Here is a 15,449-nt window from a genome sequence, read left to right as displayed (position 1 = left end):
AATATGTTTTTTAATTAAAACTGAAAACCAATTCGAACACCTCCAAAAACATTGGAAACAAAATCCGATTCTTTTTTTCCAGGATCTGAACTTGAACCTGTGTTGTTACCATTTTTAAATGAATATTCTTCGTCTTTATATTTTGTAGAAAGAAAATTTAAACCTGCTTCTACACCTAAGAATACTTTTTGTGTAATATAGTAATCAGCACCTGTAAAAATAGCTACACCAAACGAAGAATTTTTGGATTCAGTTTTCTGAAAATCACCATTTTCTTCATTTTCTTCATCTAATTCTTTTCCAAATCTAACTAGTAAGTCAGCACCTGCATATGTAGATAATCTATTAGCACCAGCAAAATGTTTTTCAATACCTAATTTAATTGTATTGGAAGATAATTTATCGGTGTAAGTTATTTGATTTGGTGATTGTCCTGTTACATCTTCATCATTTGAATTGTAAACACCCAAACCTAATCTAACACCTAAATCTTCTTTTAGAAAATACCTAAATTTAAGAACACCTCCATTTAGGTTGAAATTTGCATTGTTTAAACCACCTGTTAAACCTACTTCTGTAGTAATAGTACCTGTTGTGGGTTTGTAAGTAATTTCTTCTTGTGCATTGCTATTTTGATAAGCCAAAATAGTTAAAACGCCAATTAATAATTTTTTCATTTTTTTATTTGTTTATTGTTCACCGCAAAAATAAAAAAATAAAAAGAGTAAAATAGGGGATTTTTCCCCTATTTTTATTTTAGTTCTCTTATGCCCATATTATAAAGTGCAAAAGCTTGAATGTCTACATATTCTTGAATGATGGCTTCAGTAGATTTTCCAGCACCATGTCCTGCATTAACATCGATTCGAATTAAGGTGGGGTTTGGTCCTGTTTGTTTTTCTTGTAATTCTGCAGCAAATTTAAAACTGTGTGCAGGAACAACACGGTCGTCATGATCTCCAGTTGTTACTAATGTTGCTGGGTATTTTGTACCTGCTTTAACATTATGAACAGGAGAATAGCCTTTTAAATAGGCATACATTTCTTTGCTTTGTTCGCTGGTTCCATAATCATATGCCCAACCTGCGCCTGCTGTAAAGGTATGATAACGAAGCATGTCTAAAACTCCTACTCCTGGGAAAGCTACTTTCATTAAATCAGGTCTTTGTGTCATGGTTGCGCCGACTAATAGTCCACCATTGGAACGTCCTGAAATAGCTAAATAATCAGTAGAAGTATATTTTTCTTTAATTAAATATTCAGCCGCCGCAATGAAATCGTCAAAAACATTTTGTTTTTGCATTTGTGTTCCCGCATCATGCCATTTTTTTCCATACTCACCACCACCTCTTAAATTGGGTACAGCATAAATACCACCATTTTCTAACCAAACCGCATTGGCAACACTAAAACTTGGTGTTAAACTAATATTGAATCCACCATAGCCATATAACATGGTTGGGTTTTTGCCATTGAGTTCCATTCCTTTTTTATAGGTAATAATCATGGGTACTTTAGTGCCGTCTTTTGAAGTGTAAAAAACTTGTTTCGATTCATAATCTTCCGATTTGAAATCAACTTTCGGTTTTTGATAAATTTCAGATTTTCCTGTTTTTGGATCATAGGAATAAATAGTTCCTGGTGTGGTATAATTGGTAAACGAATAGTATAGTGTGGTTTCTTCTTTTTTTGCGCCAAAACCACTTGCAGTACCTATTCCAGGTAGTTTTACATCTCTAATTAATTTTCCATCATAATCATATTGTTTAATATAAGAAACGGCATCTTTCATGTATTTTGCAAATAGAAAACCACCTCCAGTTGAAGCTGATAAGACATTTTCAGTTTCAGGAATAAAATCAATCCAATTTTCTTGTTTTGGATTTTTTAAGTCGAATGTTACTACTCTTTGATTGGGAGCTTTGTAATCGGTTTCAACATAGAATTTTGTACCCACATTGTCAATGATGTTATTATTGGTTTCAAAGTTGTTTACGATATTTATAATTGCACCATTTTGGGATAAATCTTTATAATATAATTCATTACCAGTAGTTGAAGTAGAAGCAGAGATAATTAAATAATTTTCATCTTCAGTTACATAACCTCCTACATATCTTCTTTTTGCCTTATCTCCAAAAATAATTTTATCTTCTTTTTGAGACGTACCTAATTTATGGAAATATAATTTGTGCTGATCTGTTTTTGCTGATAATTCGCTTCCTCTTGGCTTGTCATAACTTGAATAATAGAAACCTTCGTTTTTATACCAAGACATACCGCTAAATTTTACATCTACTAATGTATCACCGATTATTTCTTTGGTATCTGTATTTACTACAATTACTTTTCTCCAATCACTTCCACCTTCTGAAATAGCATAGGCAGCTAAACTTCCGTCTTTAGTGAAATTGATACCACCTAATGAAGTAGTACCATCTTTTGAAAAGGTATTCGGATCTAAAAAGACTTCTTCTTTACCAGCTTCATTTTTTCTGTATAGAACAGATTGGTTTTGTAAACCGTTATTTTTGTAGAAATACGTATATTTTCCTTCTTTAAAAGGAGCTGAAATTTTTTCGTAATTCCATAAATTTTGCATTCTTTCTTTCAGTGCATTTCGGAATGGAATTTTTTCTAAATAGCCAAAAGTAACTTCATTTTGCGCTTTAACCCATGCTTTTGTTTCTTCGCTATGGTCGTCTTCTAACCATCGGTACGGGTCTTGAATTTGTTCTCCAAAATAAGTGTCGGTAGTGTCTACTTTTTTAGTTACAGGATAGGTAACACTCATGTCTATTTCTTTCATTTCTTTTTTTTCTTCTTTTTTGCAGCTGACAATAGTAATCACTGCGCAAAGAAAAGTGATTGTTTTTTTCATGGGTTAGGATTTAGTTGTTTCACAAAAATAAGTAATTGAAAAGGATGCAATTGTTAATTAAAACCTAATTTGATAAAATTTGTTTATTCTGTAACTTAAAAATCAAAATTCAAACCTAAAATAATATTTCTTCCCATATTTGGAATGCCATCATTTTTTAATCGAGATAAATGTGCAATGTAAGTTTTGTCTAATATGTTGTTTGCGTTTAAATAAATTCCAAAGCTATTTTTATTTATTTTTATAGTTCCCCCAAAACCTAAATTAACTAAGGTGTAATCTAAAGTGCGGGTTTCAAATGTGCTCACATTGTTCTGATTGAAAGTGTAATTTATTTGTGCAAAGCAATAGTTTTTGGTAAACCATTCCGAAATTTGAAATTCAGTTCTAATGTTGTTTTTAATTTGATTGGCAGGAATTAATGGTAAATAATTGCCGTTTTCTTGTTTTCCAGAAACAGTTTCAAAACTGCTTCTTAAGTGTAACCAATCCAAAGGATGAGGATGAAAATGAATTCCAGCTTCCCCACCAAATAAACTTGCATTGTTTTGAAGGTATTCATACACATCATTACCATCTATAATCGCTGAAGTAGGTGATATATAAATGTAATTAGAAATATGATTATAAAAACCGTTAATGAAAAACTCAAAGTGTTCGGTGTTGTATTCTATGTTTACATCCACTTGAAAGTTTTGCTCGTTTTTTAAATTGGAATTACCTATTTCGTATCGATTGCTTCCTTCATGTACTCCATTTGAGGTAAGTTCTGCCAAATTAGGTGCTCTAAAACCTGAAGCTACATTTATTCTTGAAATGATTTTATCTGTTATATTTGTTTTGTATCCCAAAGCAAAATTAAAACTTTGAAAACGTTTGTCTATTGGCGAAAAATAACCTTCTTCTCCTTCTTCTCCATGTGCTGAAGTTAAAATATTTCTTTTATCATAGCGAATCCCTATTTGAAGCGCATTTTTATTCCATTCATAATTTGAATTTAAAAAGAAACCGTAATCGTTTACTGTAGCATCAGGAATCAATAATTCTTCTCCAAAATTGGTATTGGTTTGATGCATTCCTTGTGTTCCTATGATTGTTTCGATGTTATTCCATTTCGGTAAATAATATTTTAGATTATAATTAACCGTTTTTAACTTCATATGTAAGGCAATTTCCTCAATGTCTTCTAATTCCTTTCGATTGTTAAAAATGTATCCAAAATCGGCTTCAATTTTAGAATTTTTGAAAAAGAATTTATTTGAAAGACTCAAAATGTGATTGTCAATATTTTGTTTTGGATACAGAGGAGTTCTAAATCCTGAAGTTTCGATTTCTTCTTCTGGTAATCCTAAATCTAAATTGTTGTAATTGTATCTAAAATCAGTAGAAAAATGAGAATTTGCATAACCAAGTCCATATTTTAAATCTTTCTCAATTGAACGAGTATTAATAATACGTTCTCCATTAGGAATTTTATAATCAGCATGAGAATTATAATTAGCCCTTACTAATAATTTCCAATTGTTAGGAGAAGCTTTAAAGCCAAAAGAAGTATTTGTACCTTGTGTATTACTATAGAATTGCTGATTTACATTGGTTGCAAATGTATTGCTTTGTGCAAACTTTTCTGGATTAAAATATAAAACACCACCAATTGCATCGGAACCATATAAAAGCGAAGCAGGCCCTTTAATGACTTCCACGCTTTCAATTCCAGAAGCACTTAAACCTAAACCGTGTTCTTCTCCAAATTGTTGGTTTTCTAAGCGAACTCCTTGAGCGTAAACTAAAATACGATTTCCACTTAATCCTCTAATTACGGGCTTGCCGATAGATGCACCTGTTGAAACTTGATTTACTCCTGCAATGGAAGCTATACCTTCTATTAAAGAAGCTGCGCCATTTTCTTGCATTTGTTTTACCGTTTGGTGCTCTACTTTCATTACGTTTTGCGATTGTATTTTGTTAAAGGAAGTTGAAACTACAATCTCATCTAAATGTTGCTCCTTTTCTGCTAATGTAAAGTCTAGCGTAACCTCTTTTTGATTGCTATTAATTTTTTCTGTTTTTTGTTCGTAACCATATAAATAAACAACAATTGTTATATTTCCCTTTGGAATATTGGTAATAGTGTATAAACCATTGTCATCTGTTTCAGTATATAAATTGTTTTCTATAATGTGAATTGCTACATTTTGTAAAGGAGTATTGCTAGTTGATGTAATTTTACCTTTTAAAGTGTTTTGTGCATAGTTGAGACCTGCTACTAGAAGTAGCATATATAAAAATATTTTTTTCATTTTTTTTCATTTAATAATATATAAGAATAGTTCGCAGATAAACTGTTTATCTGTGAAATGTATTTTGCTCTATTGTGCAAAATTGTGAATATGATTAAATGAAACTAGGTGGACCTCTTAACGAAAATAAACTTCCACAAAAGAATGAAAGCGCTTCTTTAACACTAAAAGAATACGGACTTTCTTTAAAAGGAACGTAGAAAGAATAAGTGAAAGTTTTTGGTGAAAGAAAAGAAGCAAATTTAAAATCACAAATGTGACACTCTTCTTTTTCTGTTATTTTTATTTTGAATTTTTTTTTATTTAATGCGCTATCCGTTTTTTCGATAATGGGATTGGAATGGTGATGCAAAATATGTAATGATTGATAGCTCACGGCTAAAATAACCGAAAACATCAATACAAAATTTAGTATGGCAATCTTTTGCTTCATGAAGCGCAAATATAATAACAAAAATCAATTGGTTATAAAATAATAAAGAGTATCTTTTTAGAATACTCTTTATTTAACATTTTTTATATTGAATTTAAACTAATTTGTTTTTAATTAAATATTCCGCTATTTGAATGGTATTGGTTGCAGCTCCTTTTCTAAGATTATCTGCAACTATCCATAAATTTAAAGTGTTGGGCTGACTTTCATCTCTTCGAATTCTTCCTACAAAAACATCATCTTTTCCTTCAGCATATAAAGGCATTGGATAAGTAAAAGTGTCTAAATTGTCTTGAACCGTAACACCATCTGTTTGATGTAATAATTGTCTTACTTCTGCTACATCAAAATCATTTTCAAATTCTACATTTACAGCTTCACTATGTCCGCCTACTACAGGAATACGAATAGCCGTAGCAGTTACTGCAATTGTTTTGTCATCTAATATCTTTTGGGTTTCACGAACTAATTTCATTTCTTCTTTAGTATACCCATTGTTTTCAAAAACATCACATTGTGGAATCGCATTTCTATGAATCTGATATTTATAAGCCATTTCTCCTTTTTCACCTGCATATTCATTTTCTAATTGCTTTACTGCCTTTACACCTGTTCCTGTAATGGATTGATAGGTTGAAACAACAATTCTTTTAATTTTATATTTTTTATGAAGTGGTGCCAAAGCCATAACCATTTGAATAGTAGAGCAGTTAGGATTGGCAATAATTTTGTCTTCTTTAGTTAATACGGAAGCATTAATTTCTGGAACCACAAGTTTTTTAGTCGCATCCATTCTCCATGCCGAAGAGTTATCAATAACGGTAGTGCCTGCTTCAGCAAATTTTGGAGCCCAATGTAAAGAGGTTTCTCCACCTGCAGAAAAAACAGCAATTTCAGGCTTCATATCTACAGCAGTTTGTAAACCAACTACTTTATAGGTTTTACCATTCCAAGCTACTTCTTTTCCAATCGATTTTTCAGAAGCAACTAAAATTAATTCGCTTACAGGAAAATTTCTTTCTTGTAATACTTTAAGCATGATTTCGCCAACCATTCCGGTAGCACCAACTACTGCAACTTTCATTTTTTTGTGAATTTAGTGATGCAAAAATATAGAATAATTTTGGTAGAATTACTGGAAAAAAAATATTTCACAAAAATTTATATTTGTAACATTTTTTTAAAAAAAATACCCTGAATCAATTTCAGGGTTTAGTTAGAATATGTAGTGTAGCGGACTATTTATTTTTTTAATAAATCTCTAATTTGAATTAATAATTCCTCTTGTGTTGGTCCAGCTGGTGCAGCAGGAGCTTCTGCTGGTTTTTTTAATTTATTCATAGCTTTGATAATCAAGAACATTACAAATGCAACTATTGTAAAGTCAATAACGGCAGTTAAAAAAGTGCCCCATTCTATAGCTACTTCTGGTGTTGTAACAGCTCCAGTTGTATCTACAATTGCATCTTTTAATACTAGTTTTTTATCATTTAAATCGATACCACCTAACAATAGTCCTATTATAGGAGCAAACATTTTCTCTACAAAAGCGGTAACCACTTTTCCAAATGCACCTCCCATTACAAAGGCAATGGCCATGTCCACTAAATTGCCTTTAAGTGCAAATTCTTTAAATTCTTTAAGCATAATTTTGTTTGTTTTAGTTAATTAAAGGGTTATTTATAAGCTAATTTAGTGAAAAAATTAACATATTTTTAATTTTTATAAAAAACCCGTTTCACACGTTGCGAAATTCCTGTTAAGATTTCGTAAGGAATGGTTTCAGTTACTGTTGCAATTTCAGTAATATTGGGGCTTTCCCCAAAAATAATTACTTCATCACCTGCGATACAAGAAATGGAAGTAACGTCTACCATAAGCATATCCATACAAATATTACCTAAAATAGGAGCTTTTTGATTTTTTATGACAACATACCCTTTTTCATTTCCCCAAGCTCTTCGAATACCATCTGCATATCCAATAGGAATGGTCGCTACTTTCATGCTTTTTTTTACCATGAATTTTCGGCTGTAGCCAATACTTTCTCCTTCCTTAACTGCTCTAATTTGAGAAATTACACTTTTTAAAGTACTTACATTTTGAAGATTGTTCCTTTCTGCTTTTGAGTTGCCCATGCCATATAATCCAATTCCTAATCGTACCATTTCTAATTGCATTTCTTGGGCATAATTAAAAATACCAGAAGTGTTTAAAATATGACGAATAGGTTGAATGTCTAAAGTTTTTATAATTTTTTGCGAAAGTGCATGAAAGCGTTCAAATTGTAACTGTGTAAAATCATCAAAATGGGTATCATCTGATGCCGATAAATGGGAAAAAACACTTTTCACAGTTACAAAATTATTGTTGCGTAAAAGAGAAATTAATGTATCCATATCATTTGCTTCAAACCCTAATCGATGCATGCCTGTATCTAATTTAATATGAATAGGATAGGAAGTAATATTTTTTTGTTGGGCCAATTGTAAAAAAGCTTGTAAACCCGTAATCGAGTAAATTTCTGGCTCTAAATCATAAGCAATCATGGCTGGAAAACTACTGTTTTCAGGATTCAATACCATAATGGGTAATGTAATGCCTGCTTTTCTCAATTCGATACCTTCATCTGCAAAAGCGACACCTAAATAATCAACGGAATTATGTTCCAGTAGTTTGGCTATTTCAAAACCACCATTTCCATAACCAAATGCTTTCACCATCACCATGATTTTGGTGTTTGAATGGAGTTTGGATTTATAAAAATTGAGGTTGTGCGTTAACGCATCCAAATTAATTTCAAGAACAGTCTCGTGCTTTTTTTCTTCTAGAAGCACCACAATTTCGTCAAAGTTGAAACTGCGTGCTCCTTTTATTAAAACGGTTTCATTTTGAAAAGATTGTGTATTGAACTGTTTTAGAAAATCTATAGTTGTGCTAAAAGCAATTATATTGGGCAATTCCGATAAATGTTTTGAAATGGTTTCCCCAATGACAATAATTCGGTCAATATTATTATTTTGAATGGCCAATGCTACTTTTTGATAGAGTTTATCAATAGGCAAACCTCCTTGGAAAATATCAGAAAGTATGATGGTCTTCTTAGAATGTAATTTTTGTTGCTCTAAGAAATCCAAAGCAATTTTTAAGGATTGGTAATCTGAAGAATAGGAATCGTCAATTAATACACAACCGTTAATTCCTTTTTTGGCTTGTAACCTAATTTCAACAGGATATAATTTTTGAATGCGTTCTTGTATAACTTGGGTATCAATTTTTAAGTACAATAAAGTAGCAATACACGTCATAGCATTGTTTACTGCGATGCTGTCTTGAAAAGGAATGGTTACTTCAAAACTGTTGTTTTGATAGTGTATTTGAATAATGGTTTTTTGGTTTTTTTGAGTTTTTATAGTTCCAAAAACGATTGCTTCTTTATCTGTAAGACTCCAAGTAAATGTGGGTACTTGAATGTACTTTTCCACTACTTCATTTTTTGGAAGAATTACCACTTCACAAGAAGTAAAAAGTTGGGTTTTCTCAACTATTTTTTCTTCTAAGGAATGAAATCCCTCTTCATGGGCAACTCCTATATGGGTAAAAATTCCAATAGTAGGACGGATTATGTTTTCCAAATTCCTCATTTCATTTTTTTGAGAAATTCCAGCTTCAAAAATACCTAGATTGTGATTTTCATTGGTTCCAAAAATAGACAAGGGAACACCTACTTGTGAATTGTAACTTTTAGGATTTCTTACAATACTATAATCCGGACTGAGTAAGAAATTCAGCCATTCTTTCACTATTGTTTTTCCATTGCTTCCAGTAATTCCAATGATGGGAAAATGAAAGAGGTTACGATAATATTTTGCCGTTTTTTGTAACGCTTCAGTAGTATTTTGAACTGCTAAAAATGTGGCTTTATCCAGATAATTTTCAGGTACTTTTTCTACTACAAAAAAGCGAACTCCTTTTTGTATCAGTTCAGGAATATAATGATGACCGTCATGGTTTTGCCCTTTTAAAACAAAAAATAAAGTTCCAGCATTATTTTGTAACGAACGGCTGTCAATTGAAATGTTCTCAATGGTTAAATCATCAGCGATACCTGAGATTTTTGCCTGGATATGAGGAATAATATTTTGAATAGAAAAGGTCACTTATTCTTTGGCTTCTTTGTTTTCTTTTAAAGCTTTATAAAAGGCAGCTCTACTAAGAGGTTCGTATTCTTCGGTTTCTCCAAGTAAAACTAATTTTTCATCTTGTGATTTCCTAAAACTATAGTTGGCTAGGTTTCCAGTTCGCGTACAAACCGCATGTACTTTGGTTACATATTCGGCTGTAGCCATTAAATTAGGCATCGGACCAAAAGGATTGCCTTTAAAATCCATATCCAAACCCGCTACAATAACACGAATACCACTATTCGCTAAATCGTTACAAACTGATACAATTTCGTCATCAAAAAATTGAGCTTCATCAATACCCACCACATCACAGCCTTGTGCTAAAATACGAATGTTTCCAGCGACAGGAACAGGTGTGGAACGAATTTCATTCGCATCATGCGAAACTACCATTTCATCATGATAACGAGTATCTACTTCGGGTTTAAAAATTTCTACTTTTTGTTTGGCAAATTGAGCTCTTTTCAAACGGCGAATTAACTCTTCTGTTTTTCCTGAAAACATCGACCCGCAGATAACTTCTATCCAGCCAAATTGTTCAGATTGGTTTACTGTATTTTCTAGAAACATTTTGTTTTTTTCAGTCGATTAATAGTATTTTCTGCTATTTTTGTAATGGGAACAAATTTATTAAAAAACCACCCATATATTCAATTTCTATTCTATAAAGTTATGAAGAAAAAATTAGAAGCCGAATTAATCAGTATTGCACATCGTGTTTTAAAATTAAAAAATCGTTCAGAAACTAAACAATTGCAAGAAGAAGCCAAAAAATTATATGAGCAATTAACTATTTTACGTTTCTACGAAGAAAATTTTGAAGCCATCAAAGACCAGGTTTCGCAAGAGGAATTAGAAGCAAAATTGGAAGCACCCGTTGTTGTCGAAGAAGTAAAAAGAGCAACCCCAATTGTAACGGAAGCGCCTGTGGAAATGAAAGAAGAAGTTGTTGAGGAAGTCGAAGAAATGGAAGAGGAGCCTATTTTAAAAGAGGAAGAGCAAAAAGAACAACCCGCTTTATTTGAAGGTGTGTTTATGAATGACTATAAAGAGGTTGATTTTGTAAAAGTCGAAGATTTACCAAAAGAAATTGAAAAAATTGCTGATGTTTCTTTTGAAAAAATTGAAACTACTTCGCCAGTAAAAGAGGTAATTGAAGAACCTATTAAAGAGATTATAGAAGCTATTCAACCTGAAAAGATAGAATCCGAAACTATTTTTGAAGCCAAGAAGACTTTTGATGAAGAACCGAGAACCCTATCGTTAAATGATAGATTAACCCGAGGCATTTCTTTTGGGTTAAACGATCGTATTGCTTTCGAAAAGAGATTGTTTGGCGGAAGTGCGCAAGATTTCAATCGAGTTTTATCGCAATTGAATACTTTCGATTCTTTCGAGGAAGCCAAAGATTTTATCAATGATTTTGTGAAGCCTGATTACGATAATTGGGAAGGTAAAGAAGAATATGAAACGCGTTTTTTAGAAATTATTGAACGCAAGTTTAATTAAAATAATGCATACATATCTGAAGTTTTTATATTGGATTTTTACTGTATTGTTTTCATTGCTAATGATATATTCATCAGTGATGTATCTCTCGAAATATGAAATAATCAAAAGTTATTTTGAAAAATTAGGATATCCAAATTATCTCATTTATCCATTGGCTGTTCTTAAAATAACTGGAGTAGTTGTGATTTTGACAAATTGGAACAAGACATTAAAAGAATGGGCTTATGCTGCCTTCTTTTTTGAAATTCTACTTGCTTTTTTTGCACATTATATGATTAAAGATGGTGGTCAAAATATGGCTCTTTTTGCCTTTCTGTTTTTATTGATTTCTTATTTTCTAGGTAAAAAAGTTAGAAGTTAATTATGGCTTTTTATGATTTGTCAAAAACAGAGAGAGAACAATTAGTAGCGCAAATTACTGAGGCAATTCGTTCAGATTTTAAAAATAAGTCATCCCTAAATTTAGAAGTCTATTTTTCTGATGAAGATACTTATATTAGAAAAAACGCTTATTTAGCAGTTGGTAAAATATATAATGCAAACCTCTATTTGCAACAAATTATTTTAGAAATGTTGCGCAACTTATTTGAAAGGGAAAATGAAAAAATAAGGCAAACGGTAGTGAATGCAGCTGGTGAAATAGGGAAATATTATTTTGAAGATGTAGTTTGGTTTTTTGATAATGGGTTGTTTGACGAACATCATTGTGTGCGCAATGCAGTAATTGGCTCTGTAAAAAAAATGAGCGAGAAAAATCCAAAACCAATTCTAAATTGGGCGAAACAATATTTACATCACGATGATAAAGAAGTAAGAAGAGAAATTTGTCATGGAATTGAATTGAGAGGAAGGACACATCCAGAAGATATTCTACCTTTGTTAAAAGAATTGCAGAATGATACCACTAAGAGGGTTAGGAATACTTTAATTCATGTTATAGGTCAAATAAGTTATAAGAAAAATTGCTTGCCTAAAGTAATTGTTCATCTAAATTCTTGGGAAAATAAAATGCTAGTTTTAGATGCGCTAGATGAAATTGTGGATGTGCATAGCGAAAAAAGATATGCCAAATTTAGCGCTTTATCACAAGAAGAGGTAATAACATATATTGATTTAAATTTTAAAAAATAATATGGGAAAACTTTTTTTAGTACCAACGCCAATTGGAAATCTTGAAGACATGACTTTTAGAGCCATTAAAGTGCTCCAAGAAGTGGATTTGATTTTAGCCGAAGATACACGCAATAGTGGAAAACTGTTGAAACATTTTGAAATTAACACACCCATGCACAGCCATCACATGCATAACGAGCATAAAACGGTGGATAATTTAGTAAAACGAATGCAAGCTGGTGAAACCATTGCTTTAATTAGCGATGCAGGCACACCTGCTATTTCCGATCCTGGTTTTTTGTTAACGCGTGCGTGTGTCGAAAATGGTGTGGCTGTAGAATGTTTGCCTGGTGCCACTGCTTTTGTACCTGCATTAGTAAATAGTGGTTTGCCCAATGATAAATTTGTCTTTGAAGGTTTTTTACCCGATAAAAAAGGAAGACAAACGCGTTTTTTAGCCTTGGCGGAAGAAACCCGAACCATGATTTTATATGTTTCTCCACATAAATTAAATAAAACATTAGCCGAATTGGTGCAATATTTTGGTGCCGAACGAAGAGTTACAGTTTCCAGAGAATTGTCGAAATTGCATGAAGAAACAATTCGTGGTACAGCTGAAGAAGTTTTACAACATTTTGAAGCCAAACCTGCAAAAGGAGAAATTGTGGTTTGTGTGGCTGGAAAAAATTTAAAATAAAAAAGTTTGAAATAAAAAAGTAATGGAAAAAATTCAAGAAAAATTAAAGCAGAGTCTCCCGTTGTTAAAAGAAGCGTCTAAGTTATCAGCTTCATCAGTTTTTAAAGTAACCAAAACCTTAATTTTCTTTATCGTTTTCAATTTGATTTTTTTGATTACAGGTTTAGTTTATCTATTTGTTGGAGATATAATTGCTTATAAAATAGTATTAGTAATTCTTATTTTAATTGTAGGAATAGTGTCTACTTTTCGAGCCACGACAAAAAGATATCATCAAGTGCTTCTTGAAGCAGGTAAAATTTACTTTGATAAATTAGAAACTTTCAAATTGAAATTCGCGGAAAGTGTAATCGATAAGTTAGAGGCTGGTGCAAAAACTAAAGCAGGAATGACCGTAAATCAAATTGTAAATATTCCTCAAATTATTAACAGTTCTTATGAAAATGTTCCCAAAATAATTGTAAAAGGGATTAATTATTTGGTTTCTAAAATTCCATTAGTTGAGTATATAGACGTTATTAATAAAGAGTTTATTTCACAAGAAAAGGAACAAAAAGTGAATTATTTAGTTGGAAAAACCAATGCTTTTTTCAACGAGAAAGTTTTCTCAATCAATCATGTTAAGACTATTCGAATCATTTTTGTGGTTGCTATTTTATTGCAAATAGCTTTTGTTTATTTCATTAAAAACTAGATACAACATGACAACACATTCAACCACTACCACTTGGAAAGGAAAAATGCAATTTGAATCTACAAATCCTAGTGGGGAAACCTTTTTAATCAATGCTGCTCCAGAACATGGTGGAGCAGGAGCTGGCTTACGACCAAAAGCATTACTGTTGTCATCCTTAGCAGGTTGTTCGGGTTTGGATGTGGCTTCTTTAATTGAAAAAATGAAGCTAGAAGTTAAAGACTTTAAAATTGAAACGATTGCTAATTTAACCGAAGAACATCCAAAAGTATACGATACGGTTACGGTTGAATATCATTTTTATGGGAAGAATCTAGACGAAAATAAGCTTCAAAAAGCGGTGAATTTATCGGTAGAAAAATATTGTGGTGTCATGGAAATGTTTCGACAATTTGCCAAAATAGAAATTAAAACTATTTTTCATCACGATTAATTCCTTCTTTTATATGACGATTTCTAATTTGATTGAAGCAGTCCAAAAAGCTGAAATGGTAGCTTTCTCAGAAGTAATTGCTACTATAGATACTCATTTTATATTTACACCAACCCCTTTTACAAATGGAACTGTAACAAACGAAGCCAATAGCAATAACGGTTCGTGTAAAGTGTTTTCTTTTGCTAAAATGTACCAATTAAATGAAAAAGACACCTTGTTTTTATTTGGGGAACATTATCAAAAAGTATTAGCAACACCAAAAGAAATGGATCATCAAAATATTAGAAATTTTATCAACTCGGGTTGGGAAGGTATTTCTTTTGAAGGAAATGCTTTGGAATTGAAATAATTCAAATTGTCATTTCGACTGAATGGAGAAATCGCATCAATTAATATCATGAATGAGTTTAATCCTCAATTAGGTTTCCATTCTTATTATGTTTATATTATTACAAATAAATATAGATCGACTTTTTATATTGGTATGACAAATAATTTGAAACAAAGAATGTTTCAACATAAAGAAAATTTAGAACTTGGAAATAAAACTTTTGCAGCTAAATATAATTTGCAATTTTAGTATATTATGAAAAATTTGTTTGGGTGGAAGAAGCAATTGCAAGAGAAAAAGAATTAAAAAAATGGCGTAGAGATAAAAAACTAGAATTAATAAAACGGTTTAATGCTAGTTTTGAGTTTTTAAATTATCATTTTGATTGAATTAAAGGTCTTTATGTGATTTCTCCCTTTAGTCGAAATGACATAGCAAGAAAATAAAATAATGATTTTTTAAAAATCAAATTCACTTTCAGGTTCGGATTTCCTATTTTTTTCGCTTACTAAATGAAGTTTTATTTGTTTTAAAGTGGTATCCTTTTCGATTTGGTATCTCGAATATATTCTTAAGCTATTCTTTGTAATATAATTAAAATAGAACTTTCTTTTGTAATTTGATAAATAAATTGTTCTGTCTGTTTGCCAAGTGCCTACTTTTTTGTTGAAAGAATAAATACTGCCCTCTTTTTTAAAAACTACCGAATCTAATGGTATATCTTGCAGATTTTTTTCACTTGAAAAGCTACTTTGAAGAGTGAAAACTTTATCGCATAACGAATCTATTTCTGTGTTTGTAATAACCTTCATTTTTGAAGGAAATAAATAAACTAAATCCTCTTTGTTTTGGGTACAATTTATAA

Annotated in this window: 17 protein-coding genes; 8 read left to right on the top strand and 9 right to left on the bottom strand. The window is 31.4% G+C overall.

All coding sequences use genetic code 11. The annotated features are described in order from the left end of the window. Positions 1-14 precede the first annotated feature (14 nt). From HALO113_RS09790 to HALO113_RS09755, 8 genes are all read right to left on the bottom strand, one after another. The gene (locus tag HALO113_RS09790; protein ID WP_159778851.1) at positions 15-677 is read right to left on the bottom strand and encodes a BT1926 family outer membrane beta-barrel protein; all 663 of its coding nucleotides are present in this window, start codon (positions 675-677) and stop codon (positions 15-17) included. Between the two features lie 74 nt (positions 678-751). Further along, positions 752-2,881, bottom strand: coding sequence for a prolyl oligopeptidase family protein (locus HALO113_RS09785; RefSeq protein ID WP_159778850.1), 2,130 nt, complete (start codon positions 2,879-2,881; stop codon positions 752-754). 95 nt (positions 2,882-2,976) lie between these two features. Continuing rightward, the gene (locus HALO113_RS09780; RefSeq protein ID WP_159778849.1) at positions 2,977-5,181 is read right to left on the bottom strand and encodes a TonB-dependent receptor; all 2,205 of its coding nucleotides are present in this window, start codon (positions 5,179-5,181) and stop codon (positions 2,977-2,979) included. 94 nt (positions 5,182-5,275) lie between these two features. After that, the gene (locus tag HALO113_RS09775; protein WP_159778848.1) at positions 5,276-5,614 is read right to left on the bottom strand and encodes a hypothetical protein; all 339 of its coding nucleotides are present in this window, start codon (positions 5,612-5,614) and stop codon (positions 5,276-5,278) included. A gap of 94 nt (positions 5,615-5,708) precedes the next feature. Then, positions 5,709-6,698 carry an aspartate-semialdehyde dehydrogenase gene (locus HALO113_RS09770; protein ID WP_159778847.1) on the bottom strand — a complete coding sequence of 330 codons (990 nt, stop codon included), beginning with the start codon at positions 6,696-6,698 and terminating at the stop codon, positions 5,709-5,711. A 158-nt stretch (positions 6,699-6,856) separates the two neighbouring features. Next, a complete protein-coding gene (gene mscL / locus HALO113_RS09765; RefSeq protein ID WP_159778846.1) occupies positions 6,857-7,261 on the bottom strand; it encodes a large-conductance mechanosensitive channel protein MscL in 405 nt (134 codons plus the stop codon). 68 nt (positions 7,262-7,329) lie between these two features. Further along, a complete protein-coding gene (locus HALO113_RS09760; protein ID WP_159778845.1) occupies positions 7,330-9,774 on the bottom strand; it encodes a bifunctional UDP-N-acetylmuramoyl-tripeptide:D-alanyl-D-alanine ligase/alanine racemase in 2,445 nt (814 codons plus the stop codon). Beyond that, on the bottom strand, positions 9,775-10,371 hold the full coding sequence (locus tag HALO113_RS09755; protein ID WP_130736295.1) for a thymidine kinase: 597 nt from the start codon (positions 10,369-10,371) through the stop codon (positions 9,775-9,777). A 102-nt stretch (positions 10,372-10,473) separates the two neighbouring features. Here HALO113_RS09755 and HALO113_RS09750 point away from each other — a divergent pair, with 102 nt between their 5' ends. From HALO113_RS09750 to HALO113_RS09715, 8 genes are read left to right on the top strand one after another with little or no spacing between them, the layout of a single operon-like run. Beyond that, positions 10,474-11,310 carry a hypothetical protein gene (locus HALO113_RS09750; protein WP_159778844.1) on the top strand — a complete coding sequence of 279 codons (837 nt, stop codon included), beginning with the start codon at positions 10,474-10,476 and terminating at the stop codon, positions 11,308-11,310. Between the two features lie 4 nt (positions 11,311-11,314). Further along, on the top strand, positions 11,315-11,674 hold the full coding sequence (locus HALO113_RS09745) for a DoxX family protein (RefSeq protein WP_159778843.1): 360 nt from the start codon (positions 11,315-11,317) through the stop codon (positions 11,672-11,674). A gap of 2 nt (positions 11,675-11,676) precedes the next feature. After that, the gene (locus HALO113_RS09740) at positions 11,677-12,444 is read left to right on the top strand and encodes a HEAT repeat domain-containing protein (protein ID WP_159778842.1); all 768 of its coding nucleotides are present in this window, start codon (positions 11,677-11,679) and stop codon (positions 12,442-12,444) included. 1 nt (position 12,445) lies between these two features. Continuing rightward, positions 12,446-13,123: a 16S rRNA (cytidine(1402)-2'-O)-methyltransferase gene (rsmI, locus tag HALO113_RS09735; protein WP_159778841.1), complete on the top strand. Its 678-nt coding sequence runs from the start codon at positions 12,446-12,448 to the stop codon at positions 13,121-13,123. Positions 13,124-13,145: 22 nt separating this feature from the next. Then, positions 13,146-13,817, top strand: coding sequence for a hypothetical protein (locus HALO113_RS09730; RefSeq protein ID WP_159778840.1), 672 nt, complete (start codon positions 13,146-13,148; stop codon positions 13,815-13,817). Between the two features lie 7 nt (positions 13,818-13,824). Further along, positions 13,825-14,250 carry an OsmC family protein gene (locus HALO113_RS09725; RefSeq protein ID WP_159778839.1) on the top strand — a complete coding sequence of 142 codons (426 nt, stop codon included), beginning with the start codon at positions 13,825-13,827 and terminating at the stop codon, positions 14,248-14,250. A 13-nt stretch (positions 14,251-14,263) separates the two neighbouring features. Then, entirely contained in the window at positions 14,264-14,602 is a 339-nt protein-coding gene (locus tag HALO113_RS09720) for a HopJ type III effector protein (protein WP_159778838.1), read from the top strand. A gap of 6 nt (positions 14,603-14,608) precedes the next feature. After that, positions 14,609-14,833, top strand: coding sequence for a GIY-YIG nuclease family protein (locus tag HALO113_RS09715; protein WP_370519367.1), 225 nt, complete (start codon positions 14,609-14,611; stop codon positions 14,831-14,833). A 209-nt stretch (positions 14,834-15,042) separates the two neighbouring features. Here HALO113_RS09715 and HALO113_RS09710 read toward each other — a convergent pair whose 3' ends face one another. Next, positions 15,043-15,396, bottom strand: coding sequence for a hypothetical protein (locus HALO113_RS09710; RefSeq protein WP_159778837.1), 354 nt, complete (start codon positions 15,394-15,396; stop codon positions 15,043-15,045). Positions 15,397-15,449: the final 53 nt, after the last annotated feature.

The organism is Flavobacterium sp. 9AF, assembly GCF_902506265.1.
Lineage (GTDB): Bacteria > Bacteroidota > Bacteroidia > Flavobacteriales > Flavobacteriaceae > Flavobacterium.
The sequence above is the reverse complement of the archived record's forward strand: the minus strand, read 5'-3'. Positions and strand labels throughout refer to the sequence as shown.